This window comes from Synechococcus sp. A15-127 (assembly GCF_014280215.1).
Lineage (GTDB): Bacteria > Cyanobacteriota > Cyanobacteriia > PCC-6307 > Cyanobiaceae > Parasynechococcus.
Genome location: NZ_CP047948.1, coordinates 1,902,680 through 1,917,994 on the forward strand (window position 1 = coordinate 1,902,680; position 15,315 = coordinate 1,917,994).

At 48.0% G+C, this 15,315-nt stretch carries 15 protein-coding genes and 1 tRNA gene; 11 read left to right on the top strand and 5 right to left on the bottom strand.

What is annotated here, in order from left to right:
- Positions 1-80: 80 nt before the first annotated feature.
- The gene (locus SynA15127_RS10060) at positions 81-362 is read right to left on the bottom strand and encodes a DUF3493 domain-containing protein (protein ID WP_370593981.1); all 282 of its coding nucleotides are present in this window, start codon (positions 360-362) and stop codon (positions 81-83) included.
- 25 nt (positions 363-387) lie between these two features.
- Between SynA15127_RS10060 and SynA15127_RS10065 the strand changes: the two genes are divergently transcribed.
- Positions 388-460, top strand: a tRNA-Thr gene (locus tag SynA15127_RS10065).
- Between the two features lie 1,218 nt (positions 461-1,678).
- On the opposite strand, the gene SynA15127_RS13685 is transcribed toward SynA15127_RS10065, so the two are convergent.
- Positions 1,679-2,074, bottom strand: coding sequence for a DUF4189 domain-containing protein (locus SynA15127_RS13685; RefSeq protein WP_370593982.1), 396 nt, complete (start codon positions 2,072-2,074; stop codon positions 1,679-1,681).
- Between the two features lie 639 nt (positions 2,075-2,713).
- Between SynA15127_RS13685 and SynA15127_RS10075 the strand changes: the two genes are divergently transcribed.
- The 9 genes from SynA15127_RS10075 to SynA15127_RS10115 all read left to right on the top strand — a co-directional run bounded on the left by SynA15127_RS10075 (position 2,714) and on the right by SynA15127_RS10115 (position 9,331).
- Positions 2,714-3,145, top strand: a complete 432-nt coding sequence (locus tag SynA15127_RS10075; RefSeq protein ID WP_186483984.1) for an HNH endonuclease — start codon at positions 2,714-2,716, stop codon at positions 3,143-3,145.
- A 131-nt stretch (positions 3,146-3,276) separates the two neighbouring features.
- Positions 3,277-3,618: a hypothetical protein gene (locus SynA15127_RS10080; RefSeq protein ID WP_186483986.1), complete on the top strand. Its 342-nt coding sequence runs from the start codon at positions 3,277-3,279 to the stop codon at positions 3,616-3,618.
- Between the two features lie 78 nt (positions 3,619-3,696).
- Positions 3,697-4,089: a hypothetical protein gene (locus SynA15127_RS10085; protein WP_186483987.1), complete on the top strand. Its 393-nt coding sequence runs from the start codon at positions 3,697-3,699 to the stop codon at positions 4,087-4,089.
- A gap of 207 nt (positions 4,090-4,296) precedes the next feature.
- Positions 4,297-4,815, top strand: a complete 519-nt coding sequence (locus SynA15127_RS10090; protein WP_186483989.1) for a hypothetical protein — start codon at positions 4,297-4,299, stop codon at positions 4,813-4,815.
- Positions 4,816-5,280: 465 nt separating this feature from the next.
- The gene (locus SynA15127_RS10095; protein ID WP_186483990.1) at positions 5,281-6,246 is read left to right on the top strand and encodes a hypothetical protein; all 966 of its coding nucleotides are present in this window, start codon (positions 5,281-5,283) and stop codon (positions 6,244-6,246) included.
- A gap of 148 nt (positions 6,247-6,394) precedes the next feature.
- Entirely contained in the window at positions 6,395-6,616 is a 222-nt protein-coding gene (locus SynA15127_RS10100; RefSeq protein ID WP_186483992.1) for a hypothetical protein, read from the top strand.
- A gap of 30 nt (positions 6,617-6,646) precedes the next feature.
- Positions 6,647-7,090: a hypothetical protein gene (locus tag SynA15127_RS10105; protein WP_186483994.1), complete on the top strand. Its 444-nt coding sequence runs from the start codon at positions 6,647-6,649 to the stop codon at positions 7,088-7,090.
- The gene (locus tag SynA15127_RS10110; protein ID WP_186483996.1) at positions 7,090-7,434 is read left to right on the top strand and encodes a hypothetical protein; all 345 of its coding nucleotides are present in this window, start codon (positions 7,090-7,092) and stop codon (positions 7,432-7,434) included. Before SynA15127_RS10105 ends, SynA15127_RS10110 begins: the two co-directional genes overlap by 1 nt.
- Before the next feature lie 271 nt (positions 7,435-7,705).
- On the top strand, positions 7,706-9,331 hold the full coding sequence (locus SynA15127_RS10115; RefSeq protein ID WP_186483997.1) for a cadherin-like domain-containing protein: 1,626 nt from the start codon (positions 7,706-7,708) through the stop codon (positions 9,329-9,331).
- A gap of 883 nt (positions 9,332-10,214) precedes the next feature.
- On the opposite strand, the gene SynA15127_RS10120 is transcribed toward SynA15127_RS10115, so the two are convergent.
- Complete coding sequence (locus SynA15127_RS10120) at positions 10,215-10,595, bottom strand: hypothetical protein (protein ID WP_186483999.1); 381 nt, start codon at positions 10,593-10,595, stop codon at positions 10,215-10,217.
- A 195-nt stretch (positions 10,596-10,790) separates the two neighbouring features.
- Positions 10,791-14,345: a hypothetical protein gene (locus SynA15127_RS10125; protein WP_186484000.1), complete on the bottom strand. Its 3,555-nt coding sequence runs from the start codon at positions 14,343-14,345 to the stop codon at positions 10,791-10,793.
- A gap of 511 nt (positions 14,346-14,856) precedes the next feature.
- Between SynA15127_RS10125 and SynA15127_RS10130 the strand changes: the two genes are divergently transcribed.
- Positions 14,857-15,105: a hypothetical protein gene (locus tag SynA15127_RS10130; RefSeq protein ID WP_186484001.1), complete on the top strand. Its 249-nt coding sequence runs from the start codon at positions 14,857-14,859 to the stop codon at positions 15,103-15,105.
- A 5-nt stretch (positions 15,106-15,110) separates the two neighbouring features.
- Here the strand turns inward: SynA15127_RS10130 and SynA15127_RS10135 are convergent, their stop codons facing one another.
- Positions 15,111-15,248 (bottom strand): hypothetical protein, encoded by a 138-nt coding sequence (locus SynA15127_RS10135; RefSeq protein ID WP_186484003.1) that lies wholly within the window; start codon positions 15,246-15,248, stop codon positions 15,111-15,113.
- Positions 15,249-15,315: the final 67 nt, after the last annotated feature.

Sequence of the window (15,315 nt, forward strand, 5' to 3'; positions counted from 1 at the left end):
TGGACTGGCCGGAAGCGGCACCGAAACCCACTGCCACGCCAGAACCAACTCCGGAACCAGAACCAGAACCAGAACCAGCGTCAGTCCCTGGAGCGGCTGCGGTCGAACCAGAGCAGGGAGGCGAAGAGGACAAGGGCCCCGCCCTGGATGCCGACATCTCCGAGATCGACAGCACTGCCGGCAGAGAGACGGAAGAGCATGGTGAAGAGACCGAGCCCGGCAGAGGCGAAGAGAGCGAACCAGAGGGCACGCCGGAGCCCACGCCAGGGGGTCTGTGATTCCCGGATCAACCGCTCCCGCAACTCCGGGTCCAGAACTTTTCCCGTAGGCCGCTCGTCGGTCAAGGCCATTACACGCTTCATGTTCCAATGTTAAATTAAATTGTCCGCCGATGTAGCTCAGCTGGTAGAGCAACGCTTTCGTAAAGCGTGGGTCGCCTGTTCAAGTCAGGTCATCGGCTTATCAACAAAACCCAGTTGTGGCGAGGACTTCCTCCTGCAACTGGGTTTTTCTTTGCGCCGCATATTGATGCTTCTGAGGACTTGCTCTCACTTCGCTAATTGATTATGCTCGATCATTAATCTGCCGACGGATTCAATTTTCCCTCATAGATCTGCAACGGTAATTAGACGCCTGCTTCTCCGATAGCTTTCGCTCGAGAAACTAAACATCAACACTGTGGCACCACCACACAGAGCACTGAGCTGATACATCACTACTCTTACTGATCAGAACAGCCAGGCTCCCAACACAATGCCGGTCACTAGACCTTTAAGCCAGACCAACGCAGAAATCTAGTAGTCAGAGAGACCGAGCTTTCCCTTGATCCAGAAAAAGACCTTCTTGTCTGCAAAGAAGAGAGTACGGACTGGTTTCAACGGAGAAAGCCCATTCCGAAACCAGCTCATTAGCCATCGACGAAAGCTATCAGTCATCTAGCAGCGGACTAACCCAAAGGCGGCACTACATTAATCAAATTTATTCCATGTTCAACCAAGCCAAAGAGGAGAACTGCCCCGAGGGTTGCTAGCGACTGCATCTCCGAACACTTCTTAACCCTCTTAGCCTTCTCTTGCGAAGCCATCCAAAAACGAATGGCGAGACAAAAAGTGAAGACAAGAGTGAAAGTGGGACGCCAATATAAAACATAAAGTATATCCATAAAAACAGTAAGACGGAACCACCCTGGCGACTACGAGAAACAATAGCAACCAATAAAGTGAGCAATAAGGTGAGAAATCCAATCAGGATAAAAATGATCGGGACACTCAAGAGATACAACAAAAGAGCAGACAGCCACCAGCGAAATCTCCTTTTCATCAGCCTGGTGAATTGCCTCGGATTTAGCCCGCTTCAGGCGCCCAACCGACTTCCTTCTGCCAGGCGTGCGTCCATAGCTTACATTTTTTCTTGAGGTGGTCACCCTGCTGCAGTTGCTTCTGTCTAAGGTTGCAGCCCACCCCCATGTGGCAATGGGCATCCAACCCGTAGGCGAAGTGTAGTCAGGTCAGGTAGGCCAGGCCACCTTGCCAATCTCTAAGGTCGCGGTAGCGCTGACTATCTAAAAGACATATAGCCAAAATTATGCTCATTTTGCTTGAATACAATTTCAAAAAATTCAATATCCCTGGTTGCCAAATATTTTTGCTAACCATTCAACTACATAGCAGCCAATCAATTAGTCTTCATATTCGCCCTCGCAAGCAGCAATTCTCCTGACGCAAATAATATTTCTCTTCTTGCAGGACGCAGAGGCTTTTGCATTTGCTTCTTTGCGACTACTTCCCCAGGCGGCTCCCCATCCGTATTTGCCGCTGCGTGGCGAGACATAAAGTGAGCTGCAACGATTAGACCAGATGGCCTGCTTACATCCTCGACCACCTCTTTTTCGGCACTGCCTTTTTGCTTTATTTATTGCTTCTTTCTTTGTTTCTTGACCATATGACGCTCCAGTAATATTGTTTTTAGGAGCAAAGAAAATTGCATTATACCCAGCGAATGCTGGCCCAGAAGAACATGCAACTAAGCAAATAAGAACAAGGAGTCTCATCGTGTACAAAGAGAATACTGGCATATTTTAAAGTATTACCAAAGTGATTTCAGAAATCCATGCACTAATCTTTCGCTGAATTGATCGGTGCCGTAGGTGGAGTGATGGAAGGTCATGCATGCTCCGCCCCCTTTCCAGCCCTCTAGGTCGCGCTCATCGATGTAGCCCCACTCCTCCATGACCCATTCCCGGCTCGGTACACATGTACTATCCAGGGTTGAGAGGTTTGGCAATGGTGGAATCAGGCATACCCGTCTGAGCGCAGCTTGCGCAGGGCATTGGCCACGGCCAGGAGGGTCCAGAACTCTGTCCAGTCCTCCCGCTCCTTTGCTGCCAGTGCCCTTGGACGCGCTGATCCCCCAAGTGGGTAAAGCAGGCTTTGAATAAATCCCCCATTCGGGTGATGTGGTTCTGAGTGATAACGGCGATGGGGTGTTTACGGGGCGAGAGCCTCACACATCACTTATCAAAGGATTGTTACATGAAAGGATTTATGGTGCCAGCTGCTGCCTTTACTATTGCTGTGGGCTTGGTTTATGGGGGCAGAAAACTACTTAAAAAAGCAAATGTCCCAGCACCTTATACGTTTGCTGGATTTGCAACAAGTGCCATCTGGGCTGGCGCGTATAGAAGAATCCTTAGCAAGTAGATCACAGGGCTCTTATGAACGACACCCAGAAGTGCTGCTCATTGTGCAGCAAAACATTCCCTGCCACCCGCGAGTATTTCGGACACTATTCACGTAATGGCAATTTCAAGCCAAACTGCCGAGAATGTGAACGCTTAAGGGTAAAAACTTGGCGCAAGAAGAATCCTGAGATGGCAAAGGCTGGATACAAACAAAGTCAGAACAAACTTGATGGCTGGGCGCCTACAGCCCAACTGAAAGTGGATCTGTATCTAAAAGCTGGTGGCAGTTGTCGTTATTGCGAGGCCAATCTTGGTAGGGATGCGCAAATTGATCACACCATCCCCGTGGCACGTGGTGGCACCAATAAAATAGAAAACTTAGCTCTAATTTGCGCCAGATGCAATCAAGAAAAGGATGCCAAAACGCCAGAGGAATACGCTAAATGGAAGATGAATACAGCCTAAGAATTAATGATCCTGAGGGAAAAGCGTTGAACATTTAATGGTCCCGTCATCTCACCTCCCCCACGGGGTCCCCGTTACCTACCCATAAATCCCCTGAATAGGGGAGGTGCAGGACGAGTAACCAGTGCATGATGAATGTGTCGAGAGATCATCCCAAATCAATGCTTAATAAGCTAAAGCCATTTACATTCACTTTAACCGCAACCGGTACGATCGCTTTTATTACAGGTGTATGTGGATTGTTTGTTGTCGGTGCATCCAAGCCAAATGCAAACACCCAACAGATAAAAAGCTTTTCTGAGTTCCTTGGCAAATCGGGAGCGGCAGCATTTGTCATTGGCTACCCAATTGTAATGATGCCAAAGAAAAAACATTCTGGAGACTATCTAATGGCCAATCAATCATTGTCATATCTTTCTAAGCTGAGGCAGCCAGAGAGTCTCACGACTTGCAAAGCAAATGCAAGCAATTGATATCTTGGCTCTCAGATTGAATTGGATTTATCTAAATCAATTGTTCAGCGGTGCAACCACACTACTGGAGGAAGTGCAATGAAAGAGAGGCCTACAGAAGAGTCCAAAAAAGCGGCCGCAGGCTATCTTCGCGACCTAGCCCTCAATGGTTTATCCAACGGCAATATAAGTGCCAACGAAGCCACTGCTCTCAATTGCGTTGCTCTATCTATTTTGATTGGCTTCTCCGATGAGGGCATCAAAGCATTTGCTACAGCTAATCCTGCGAAGACCGCTGATGTCTTCCCGATGGCTGTTACTGAGCTGATATCAACATGGTGGAATGATGATCGCATCACTGATGCGTTCCCATTCCTTATTGCCTTACGAAAAGAAGTCAATAGTGATTTAAATCGTTTTCAATATGGGGTCAATTGGTCTTTTGTTTTAAATGCCTTTATCGAGGCAGGCACAAAACTCGAAGAAGCGTAATGATAGAAGAATTACTAAGTAGGCATCTTGTATACATCAAGCACCGTCAGCAATGGCGGTTTTTTGTTACATGTGACGTCTACTCAGATGGGGGAGGAAGGCGGGAAATATCGTCAAAATAAATCCCCCAGATAGGGGAGGTGAATTTCCGCCGGAACGACGATGGTGTGTTTACGGGGCGAGAGCCTCACACATCACACAAATCAAATGAATCTCTTCAACGCAATCGCTGCCGCTGCTGTTGCTGGTATTTCACTATTTATTCCCTCACGCACATTGGCAGACAGCCTACCTGAAGTGGGATCAGGACCTTCAGCCATGACATGCTATTTCAGTCATGAAATTGTAGCCAATGACCCTGAGTCACTAAGGCCAGTTGACTGCCTTGTAGAACGCTATGTCGAAAATGCAACTAAAATGTGGTTTGTCAAAACCAAGGACGGAGTTGGTATCCGCTTTAATCTAATTGCTGACCATGAGGCTGAGATCTACTATGCACGCGCGTGGATTAAACCGGAGGACGGAAGTCCAGAAAGGTTGGTTCAAATGGAATGGGGTGTTGATGACGAAGGAGATTTATTTCTTTATTCGGACAATTTATGGGTAAAGGAAGGAGTTCCCTTTTCGATGTTTATTAATACTGGGCTTGACCTTGATAATAATTCGAGCGAAAGCGAGACTCAAGCCGATGATATAGATAAGTACAGTAAGGTTGAAATCAGTTAGGAATGCTCGGTCTAAATCAAGTTGGGAAGCCCGATGCCAAGCAGAATGGCTGAAAGCTATACAAAACCCGTAAGGGAAAAGCAGGGGGCGTTGATTGTCGCTATCCATCTCCCGACATAACATTCCATGTATAAGAAAAGCTATGACCGGAACCTCAGCAAAAGCACATCTCTATGACCTACTGATGGAACCCCTCAGGGGTTGCAAAGGTTTGAATACTTACAGACACAGCCTGATGAAGCGGGTAATAGCGATGCCAGATCTAGAAGTTCGTGAGCGACTGGACCATCTTGAACAGCTTCACCAACAAACGCACTGATCAGAAGCCCCGTCAGCAATGGCGGAGTTTTCTCCTGCCTCTGTCCAGCTCCCCCATCAGGTTGAAGCAGATTTTGGATAAATCCCTCAGATGGGGGAGGTGGTTCCCAGCTGGATCAGCGATGGTGTCTTCAGTGATGTCAACTCATGAAACGGCTTGAATTGACAGACCACAAGTATGAACGTCTGACAGTGCTTGGACCTGCTGGAGGTAAATGGCTCTGCAAATGTGATTGCGGTGAAATATGTGTTTGCTCGACTGGTTCATTAAGGTCTGGCAACACGAAGAGCTGTGGCTGCCTAAAGCGAGACAGGATTAAGGAAACTGTGAAGCGCAGAGAGACGAACCCGATCAGTATCGGCGATGAGTTTGGTGAACTTACAGTGATTGGTGAGTCTGATGTGCGAACACATCAAAGCGTACACTGGCTTTGCAAATGCTCCTGCGGCAAAACCAAGGCAATCAGAGCAGGCCAGCTAAAAAGTGGTGATGCCAAGAGCTGCGGTCATTTAGAAAAGGCAAACCTAATAGGTGAGACCTTTGGGCGTCTGACAGTCATCAAGAAAACTAAAAAGGTGAAGCAAGGCCAGCACGTCAAATGGTTATGTCAATGTATATGTGGGAATTTGACAACAGTCGTAACCGACGCTCTCAAGAGTGGTCACATCGTGTCATGTGGGTGCTATAGGAAAGAAGTTGTTGGTTTAAACAAGAAGGATGAGGGGCATATCGCCTATGAAATGAACCCCGAATATGCCGCGAGGGAATGTTGGATATACATCGTCGAAGTCGGTAATTCTGTGGATAAAATCGGAATTGCCTTTGATATGGGGCACCGAAGTTTCAATGGTGAATACACCAAGGTGTGGTGGCTTAGAGCAATGACACGCGCAAACTGCTGGGCTGTAGAACAGGTTGCACTGTTACAGACTCGCGACTTTATTCCGAGTTCACCCTACAAAGCAAGAGGCAAATCAACGGGCCATACAGAGCAACGGACTGGATGGATCCTTGACGACGTCAGAGAAAATATGGAGACTCTTTGTGATGAGTGCGAGGAAATTGGGTGGCAGGATTTTTATGCAAATTATGTAAGTTGTGAAACTCTCTGATGAATATTCATTTGCTGAAAGCAGTCTCAAACCCCTAGCTTCATCAGATCTCGTCGAAATGGCGGGGTTTTTGATGCCTGGATAAAAATCCCTCAATCGTGGGAAGCAGGCTTGGGATAAATCCCCCGATTGGGGGATGTGATTCCAGGTGAAAACGGCGATTGTATATGCACTGGGGATAAACCTCAGAGTTAATTTTCAAATGGCCATGACATTTACGGACTATCAGCTCGTTGTCACCAAGCAAGGAAGCTATCTCGCATTGTCTACTGAGGTAGAAGATAAGGAGCCTGAATTTTGGAAAAATGTGCGTCGCATTGTGGTTGGAGCAATTGGTTTGCCAATAGCAATTATTTCATACATCTACTAGTCCTTCCCGCCACAACAACATCGAAAGCAAATGACCAAGCCTGTACTCATCCCTATCACCGAAGAACGCTATCCAAGCGCACCAACATGCAATCAGGACGATTTATTAGCTCTCTACGCAGATTTACGGCATGACGCGCAACGCTTGAGCCGAAGTCGTGGTTACTATGCAAGTCGAGTAGTGTCACTTCGCACAGAACTGGCTGAATTTGCATCAGCTGCCCAAATTACACTTGAAGAGAAAGCAAATCTAAATGCATTGGTAGCCCGGTACGCCGACACATTTCAAGCCTTTGAACAAGCGGGTGACGAGCTGATTGGGGGATTAACCGATTACGATAGAGGTATGAGAAATTATCGAGGTGGCAATCCAATTTATCGCCTGATTGTCGCTGTTAGGGCATTTGCTAAGGCATGGAAAGCAGCTAAGGATTTAGGTGCAGATATAGAAGACGCCAGCAATGGAGTTCTATAATGACTATTGCTGACTCCCTACGCTTAGCAGTTTCGGTAAGCAACGAAAAAGACAAAGAATTGGCTCGACTAATTGGAGGCCATATAGATAAACAGGCTGCAATTCTTGATTCACCACTTGAACCTGGCAAAAACCAACAGGCACTCGTTGGTGGCAAAGAGTGTGACTTTGATGGAATGCGTGACGCGGAACTAAAATCTCTTTTGACAGCATATAAGATTTCAGGCCGTGGACGTAAGGGATTAAAGAAAGCTGATCGAGTAACTCTATTAGTCAAACACAATGTGCCAGCTTTGACATTTGGATTCTTGCTTGACTTTTACTTGCAAGCCACTCATAAATAGACCGACATGTCGGGAAGCCTGATGCCACAGCAGAGCGGCTGAGAGCCATACAAAACCCTTCGGGGAAAAGCAGGGGGCGCTGTGTGTCGCCATCCATCTCCCGACAAAACATTCACCCCGTCAGCAATGGCGGGTTTTTTGTTGCATGTGACGTCTACTCAGCAAACACTCACTACTCAATCCCCCAGTTGGGGGAGGTGATTCCCAGCTGGAACGGAGATGGTGTGTTCACGGGGCCAGAGCCTCACAATGCAACAATTTTCTTCCTCTTATGGCTACTGCTAATACCAACTCCAGCGCAACCATCCTTGCTTTTGGAAACGGACTTATGGAATCCGCTCCAACGCAATCCACGGCAGACAATAATATCCAAACAGAAAATTTCACGAATGCATCATGGGATTCTTCTAAAGGAGTCAAAATAGAAATAACTCAGTCCGGTACTGCAACAGTCGGTTTTTCTAGCTATATCCCTGAAAGTTACACTGGCCCTGGAGCTTTATTTCTCTATGAGGTTGACATCGTGGATCAAGATGGCAATACAATATTAAGCGAATCCTTTGATAATTGGTCCCCCGAAGGGGATTTTTCCTTTGAAAATGAGCTGGATGAAGGACAGAGAAGCTATGGCGCAGACTTAAGCTGGGAGGTGTGGTCAAGTAATGACCCTTCTGCTCCTGTCATGGGTCCGAATTCCATCTTCAATGGTTTTGGAAAGCCTTTTGATAAAAAAGAAGTTGAGGGAGATACTGGGATTATTTATCCGATGGATGGAGATGGGCCGTTTTCTACCTTGATCGGCGCTCAAATAGATATACCTGAAGGAACAACGGAGATTTATATCAATCCAACGCTTGGATACAATGTCAGTAACTTTGTAAATGACGAAAGGTTGTTCGCCGTAGGTTTTGGATATGGCGACATATCTGCTAAGGACCTTTTTTCGTTTTCTTCTGCAAATAATGCACCGATTTTGAGCGTGAGTCAGGCATCGCTCCCGTCTGTTGAGGAAGATTCAACTGTCAAACTTTCTAGCGAGATGTTACTTGAAGGTTTCTCAGATGTTGATGGTGATGCACTGTCGATCACCAATCTGAGCGCAACGAACGGAACGCTGACCAATAACGAGGATGGCACGTGGTCGTTTGTGCCTGATGCCAATTTCTTAGGTCAGGTTGCGCTGAGCTATGAGGTTGTAGATGGCAAAGGTGGTTCGGTTGCTGCCACCAATTCGTTTGAGATCACAGCCTCTGACGAGGCACCTTCTCCAGCTCCCACTCCTGAGCCTGTGGTTGAAGTAACGCCAGAACCGGTTGTTGAGGCTGAGCCATCGATGGCAACCTTCGAGCTATACGACTTTGCAGCACCTCAAAAGATCTTTACCCGCGTTGAACAACTCGCTGATGGCGACTTAGCGCCTTTCACTTTGAATGCTCAAATTAACGATATGAACGACTACAACCTTGTAAGCAGAAAGGAGCGAGCTACGAAACAGGACGATTGGATTCGCTCAGGTCGTCAGGATGATGTGATCTCTGCTCGTGGTGGTTCAGACATCGTTCAAGGCAGACGTGGCGATGACGCGTTGAATGGTGGTGCTGGTAATGACATCATCTTTGGCGGTCGTGGCGACGACATCCTCAACGGCGGCCGAGGCATTAACTTGCTGGTCGGCGGTGCTGGTCAAGACTCTTTCGACCTTCGAAAAGGTCGTAATACTGTCGCTGACTTCGAGGCAGGTGATGTTTGGTCTTGTGGCACCACGATCGAGAACGTCGAATTGTCTCAAACAGCTCGTGGTATTTTAATGACCTGTGGAACAACGTCGACTCACTTTGTTGATGCAATTAAAGAGGATATACTTGCTGGCTTTACTCCGATTGACGCACTAACCTGATATTACGCTTATTTCACTAATGCTCAACTTTGTATGATCCTTGTTGTCTACTTTGGAATCACCCCCGTCAGTAATGTCGGGGTTTTTTATTGCTTCAGCAGAGCGGGGAACATTCATGGCAGTCACGTCTGACCCATGCCTCAAGACACACGCACCGCCCTGGTTCTCATGGCTAAGCTGGTCACTGCATTAAGAGCTAGTGCCCCTGACACCTCCAAGCGATGATTTTATCTTATCAAGTTATCTTTAGACACTCATAGACTTTTGCATGCCTCAGTTCTCTCTAGATGTGTGGAAACAATTGCTCTGTAAGCTGGTGACTCTGGTGATCCTAAAAAGACTCCTTTCCTGAATTCCCTCATCTCCCGTTCGTATTTATCTTGCGCCATGCGTGTACATATAGTTGAGAAAAGTTTTTTAATTACGTTCTCGTCGTTTTTGTGTAGAGGATCCCTTTCGTCTTTGTTCGACTTGACCTGTGTCTGTTCACCAAGATTCTCCACGCGGTTTTCACTCACATAAAAGAATCCGCCTGCTAGAAGCAGTAATACCAAAGGTGGCCAGAACCCTAGGCGCATTGATATGTATGTAGATTTTTAATCATAGAGGAGTTTTGCAGAGGCTGCTTCAAGGAGAATGCGTGTGATTTATTTCTGTGAGGCTCTTCAATGACTACTTTCTTTTGCCCAAGCTCCTCAGCAGCTTCAGATTCTGGCACTTCAGGTAGGTTGTTGTGTCAAAGAATTAGCGTTTTTCGGGTATTGGATCCTGGTGACCAAATGAGTTCTTGTGGGCCTTCAGAACCAGCAGCCTTGCGGATGCTGGTTCTGTTTCGCTGTTGGTGGTTGTGACGGCATAAGGGACAGCAGAAGAATAGTTGAATTTACTGATTGCAGTCTAACAAAAAATTCTTAAATATCTTAATCACTTTTTCGCAATCTCTCGCCCCTTCGTCAACCATATAAGTCGCTAGCCATTGAGAGTTTTCGCTTTTATCAAGAATTTTTATTAGTTCCAATGTTTTTTCTGCTGCCTTTTCGTTTGCATCATGCTTTCTTTGGCTTTTCCTTTCCATCGGCCCCATTCCCATTGTTCCTGAAATCAGAAGGCTCAGTATATTTGCCGCAATACTTTTACCAAGGGACTCCTCTCGATAGTTATATGGTGTACCGCTTGTGTTGCATAAATTGCTAATTGACTTGAATTCCTCGCCATGAGGATGCTCCTCCAGCATTTTCTTTACATATGAGTTCAGGTAGGCCATGCAAAAATTCCCGAACGTTTACTAATTATGCTGCCTTGATCTATACAAGGCAACCCTGCACAATTGAAGGCTTCGATCACTTCTACTTCAGTAGCTGGATCCAGGTCCATGTCAGCGATGGTGTCTTGAATGATGAGCCGCTGAATCGGAACCGCGATCAGCTAGGAAAAACCCACAGCCCCCGACCGCAGGAAATTAGGACCCGCCTCCAGCCCCCCTATGTAAGAACTGAGGTCCAGCCTCCGCCATCAAGGCAATGGCCTCCAGGGAATCATCGAGAGCATCCAGCTGCTGCTGCTCGTTGATCAGTTCGGAGTTGGTAGTGCCGGCAGGTACGGGGGGCTCCCGTAAACCAGCTGTTGCTGCATCACCTGGGTGGGTTCCCAGTCCATCGCGAAGAATCCGCTGAGCATCCTGAAGATCCAGCACGCTGTTGTTGTTGTGATCCAGTGATCCACTGGTGATGGCGTCTTTGATGAAGCCCTTGGCCGCATCCGTAATGTTGCGTAAGCCGTTCGGGCTGATCAGTTGGTCATGGAGATTGCGGTTGAAGGAACCAGGTTGTGATTCTGTTTCTGCAGCAATTTCGATCGCTTGAGCAGCGGAGCTGATCAGCAGCCCATCGCTGAGCGGGTGGAAAGATCCGTCTCCATCCACATCGGTGGGTAGTGAAGTATCGGAGTGGTCATCATCGTGGTGGTCGATATCTTCAATCTGACTGTTTGTGTCATCCACATCTTCTATAGCCTCGGAGGTGGCAACGTCCTCTTCATGATGAACATCATCGTCGTGGGTGTGCGCATTCTGCTCCGAATGTTGATAGGCATTGATCTCAAACGATTGTTCAATTGCATTGCCGTCGGGATCTATCGAGCGAAGACGAATGGAATAGGATGATCTATCGCTGTTTTCCGGCGTCTCCAGAAGCAGAAGCTGATCGCCTTGAATTTCAAAGAGGCTGTTGTCTGCATCACCGTTGCCGGAGATCAAGGCGTAGTCATGATCTTCTGACGGCTCAATCTCATCTCCTGCTGCGAAAATAGGGAACTCTCCGTTGCTGTCGCCCCAAAGCGCTTGAAGGGCATTGATGTCCGAATCTGTGTACCAGATGTCTTGCTTCAAGTGATCGTAAAGACCTTTTTCATAGGCCATGACTGATTCGACGTGTGTCGGGTAAAATATATCTCCAGATCCTTTGGAGCCATTATGGGGTTCCATCGGGTGAGCCAAGCCCAGGGCATGGCCGATTTCATGAAGCAGGGTGTGATAGTCAAACAAGCCATCCTCAAAGACGGTCATGGAGACATCCATGTATGGAATCTCGACACCGGTTAAGGTCCCGTCTCCATCTGTTGTATAGGAATAGTTGTAAAAGCCCTGACTCCATCCATCGGTGTCTTCCATCGTTTCACCAATTAGCCGTAGCGTTACACCTTCGGGTGTGTCAACCAGGGCAAATTCAATGTCGAGCAGATCGTTGAGTTGTTTGGTGATTGTTTGAACGACGTTCTGATTCTCTTCGAGAACCGGTTTCGCTGTGATGGATTCTATGCCGCCCCATAACTCCGTACTCTCGCCATCAATATCCACCCAGACGTTGATCTTGCCTTCATTGACAGTATAGAAATTAAAAACTTCTCTAATTTCCTCTGATGGTAGAAGATAAGGTTCCCATCCTTTTGGTGTGTCTCCAAGATCGATAGTGTTGATTTTAGTTGTAGCATCACTTGCGATGATTTCCTTGAAGCCTTTCCCATCATGGTAGCTGGTGGTGATTCTGAGTTGAGCGTTCTGATGCCATGGCTGCAGCCGAAGGTGTTGGGTCGCCCCGATTTGTTGCCACTGTTCACCGTCATCAAAACTGGCTTCCCATCTATATTGCTTATCCCTGGTGCGAGGAGTTCGCCAACTCCAGCGCCAGTCACCAAAGATTGGTGAGCTACCCTGTGGAAATCCACTGTATCCATCAGGATCATCCTCCGTAATCATACTTTTCAAAATCAGACCTGTAGACAGGGTGCCAACCGATGTACCCGCCTCATGGTCTGTGTACACGTCGGGAGCAACAAGATCAAAAGTCAACTCATCCTCTCGCGTGAGGATTATGTTTTGGACGGGATTTGGATCGATTTTGATCTCAAGATCGCCTGTGTCGTAGTTGTCAGAATTGTCTTCCACACCCCAGATGGCCTGAAGGGCTTCGATGTCGATGGCTTGAAATTGTGTCTGGGTGAAGCCTTGCTCGGGCATGCCCCAGGCCATTAAGCTTGTTTCTGTTGTTGGCAGCTGGTTGTCACCAAAGCTGTCTCCATCGTTCGCGTTGTTCACATATTCCAGCCCAAGATGTGCGCCGAGATAGTGCAGGAATGGAACACTGTGCTCCCAGGTGTCTGATGCCGCGGCCTGGTCGCTGCTTGCGTACCACCAGTCGGCGTCAAGCACGATGATGTTTTCTGTCCACTGGATGTCATCACCAATAGAGCTGTATCCGATGGTTCCATAAGCCCATGAGTTGGAGGGGCTGTTCGCGAAATGGATCTGTAGGTCGCTGTCTGCTGTGGTGTCTACAAGTTCAAAATCGAGATTCAGCTCTGTATCAAGAGATTCAAGGGTGGTTTTGATGAAATTCAGGCCCTGCTGACTGAAGGCCTTCGCCTCTAAATCATGGTCTTCGAAGGGAAAATTATCTTCCTCACCAAACTCATCAATGAAGACTTTCATCACCCCATATCGATCGCCAAACTTCTGCAGGACACCTTTCCAGGAGTCCGTCGGGAGAAGATGCTCGATCGTCAGTTGTTCGATTGTGTCGTTCACCCTAATGGCGTCTGCAACATTGCTGGTGACACGTTCCGTGAAACCATGGCCGTCCTCATAAGTGAGTTGCAATCTGATCTGGTAGTTCTCGTGCCATTTGCCGATTGGTAGCTCCGAGCCGTATCCGAGGGACCTCCATGTCTGGCCGGCATCGAGACTGCCTTGCCAGTTGTGGCTAGTGATCTCGTTCAGGCCATCTGGATCGTCCTGTGCAACGATCGCCCTGAGCGTGTCACCGATGGCTGGCGACTGAAGAATGGAGAATGAGAGATCTCCCGTGTTGTAGTTGTCTGAGTTGTCTTCCACACCCCAGATGGCCTGGAGGGCTTCGATGTCGATGGCTTGAAATTCAGTCTGGGTGTAGCCGCTCTCCGGACGGCCCAAGGCCATCAGGCTTTCCTCGGTGGTGGGATTGTTCTCATTCCCACCAAAGGAGTCTCCATCGTTCGCGTTGTTCACATATTCCAGCCCAAGATGTGCGCCGAGATAGTGAAGGAATGGAACACTGTGCTCCCAGGTGTCTGATGCCGCGGCCTGGTCGCTGCTTGCGTACCACCAGTCGGCGTCAAGCACGATGATGTTTTCTGTCCACTGGATGTCATCACCAATGGAGCTGTATCCGATGGTTCCATAAGCCCATGAGTTGGAGGGGCTGTTCGCGAAATGGATCTGTAGGTCGCTGTCTGCTGTGGTGTCTACAAGTTCAAAATCGAGATTCAGCTCTGTATCAAGAGATTCAAGGGTGGTTTTGATGAAATTCAGGCCCTGCTGACTGAAGGCCTTCGCTTCAAAGATATGGTCGTCGAAGGAAAAGTTGTCTTCCTCACCAAACTCATCAATGAAGACTTTCATCACCCCATATCGATCGCCAAACTTCTGCAGGACACCTTTCCAGGAGTCCGTCGGGAGAAGATGCTCGGTTGTCAGTGGCATACCTTGAGAGTGAAGAATTAAGAGGTCAACGCTTGGGTGCTGGCTAGACATCAATTCGACAGAGACCACCTACGAGCTTCTCTCCGTCAAAAAAGTATTTAGCGGAATATAATTTTAAGCTTTTCTGCTGTAAATTTCTAGTAATTTTCACTTTTTTTACTTGTTCCGAAGTCCACTCCCCCCTTGGCGCGGATCTCTCTCTCTCCTAATTCGTTCAGCTATTGGTACACGCCCGCTCATAGGCGCGCTGAACCGTGCAGTTCATGGTCTTAGTTCAGAGAGCTTGACTCGAAATTGTTGCACCCCAAGATCCTGACTGCGCTCATAAAACGTGATCACTTTGGTGTGGCTTGAGGCGCTTGTTTGGTGATGGGCGTTGTTCCCGGTGGTTTTGAGAGGGTAAAACGCTGAGAATGACTGTGCTGCAATGGATTTATACCGGAGGTCATTGCGGATTTTGTTTTCGGTATCGGCTGGTCATGGCTAACTAGGTGGTAGTGACTTACTGGTGATGCTGTTTTTTTCTTGGCTGTGGGTCATCGCTACAGCCATTGCCTGCTCCATTTGGGCGAAAGACATCGCCAAATTGAAGGGCCAAAAAGATACGCAGTGGATGGTGTGGGGATTCATTTTTGGGCCGATTGCACTGCTAGCGCTGACTGCATACCCAGACCTTGAGGACAGAAGACATCAGCGAGACACTGCTTCTGAGCTGTCGTTGATCAAGGACAACGTCAGTGAGCTTTGCCGCAACAGTTAGTGATGTCACAACAAGCCCGCTCCGATGAACGCCTCCTCGACTAGAGCCAGCTCCTCAGGGGGCAAGTCCATGTCGGCAATGGTCTGCTGCACCAGCTGACGAGTGATGGATAACACTTGCGCCGGGTTGTCGATGCGGGGCACTCAGCGAGGCCATCACGGCCTAGTGAGCCGGGCTGTGATGGGGAGCATCTGCACCGCAACATCGCTG

Coding starts and splice junctions, on each gene's coding strand:
- SynA15127_RS10105 (WP_186483994.1), top strand. CDS start 6,647: ATGACCAAGCCTGTACTCATCCCTATCACCGAAGAACGCTATCCAAGC.
- SynA15127_RS10115 (WP_186483997.1), top strand. CDS start 7,706: ATGGCTACTGCTAATACCAACTCCAGCGCAACCATCCTTGCTTTTGGA.
- SynA15127_RS10130 (WP_186484001.1), top strand. CDS start 14,857: ATGCTGTTTTTTTCTTGGCTGTGGGTCATCGCTACAGCCATTGCCTGC.
- SynA15127_RS10110 (WP_186483996.1), top strand. CDS start 7,090: ATGACTATTGCTGACTCCCTACGCTTAGCAGTTTCGGTAAGCAACGAA.
- SynA15127_RS10080 (WP_186483986.1), top strand. CDS start 3,277: ATGAATGTGTCGAGAGATCATCCCAAATCAATGCTTAATAAGCTAAAG.
- SynA15127_RS10075 (WP_186483984.1), top strand. CDS start 2,714: ATGAACGACACCCAGAAGTGCTGCTCATTGTGCAGCAAAACATTCCCT.
- SynA15127_RS10090 (WP_186483989.1), top strand. CDS start 4,297: ATGAATCTCTTCAACGCAATCGCTGCCGCTGCTGTTGCTGGTATTTCA.
- SynA15127_RS10125 (WP_186484000.1), bottom strand. CDS start 14,345: ATGCCACTGACAACCGAGCATCTTCTCCCGACGGACTCCTGGAAAGGT.
- SynA15127_RS10095 (WP_186483990.1), top strand. CDS start 5,281: ATGAAACGGCTTGAATTGACAGACCACAAGTATGAACGTCTGACAGTG.
- SynA15127_RS10085 (WP_186483987.1), top strand. CDS start 3,697: ATGAAAGAGAGGCCTACAGAAGAGTCCAAAAAAGCGGCCGCAGGCTAT.
- SynA15127_RS10060 (WP_370593981.1), bottom strand. CDS start 362: ATGAAGCGTGTAATGGCCTTGACCGACGAGCGGCCTACGGGAAAAGTT.
- SynA15127_RS10120 (WP_186483999.1), bottom strand. CDS start 10,595: ATGGCCTACCTGAACTCATATGTAAAGAAAATGCTGGAGGAGCATCCT.
- SynA15127_RS13685 (WP_370593982.1), bottom strand. CDS start 2,074: ATGCCAGTATTCTCTTTGTACACGATGAGACTCCTTGTTCTTATTTGC.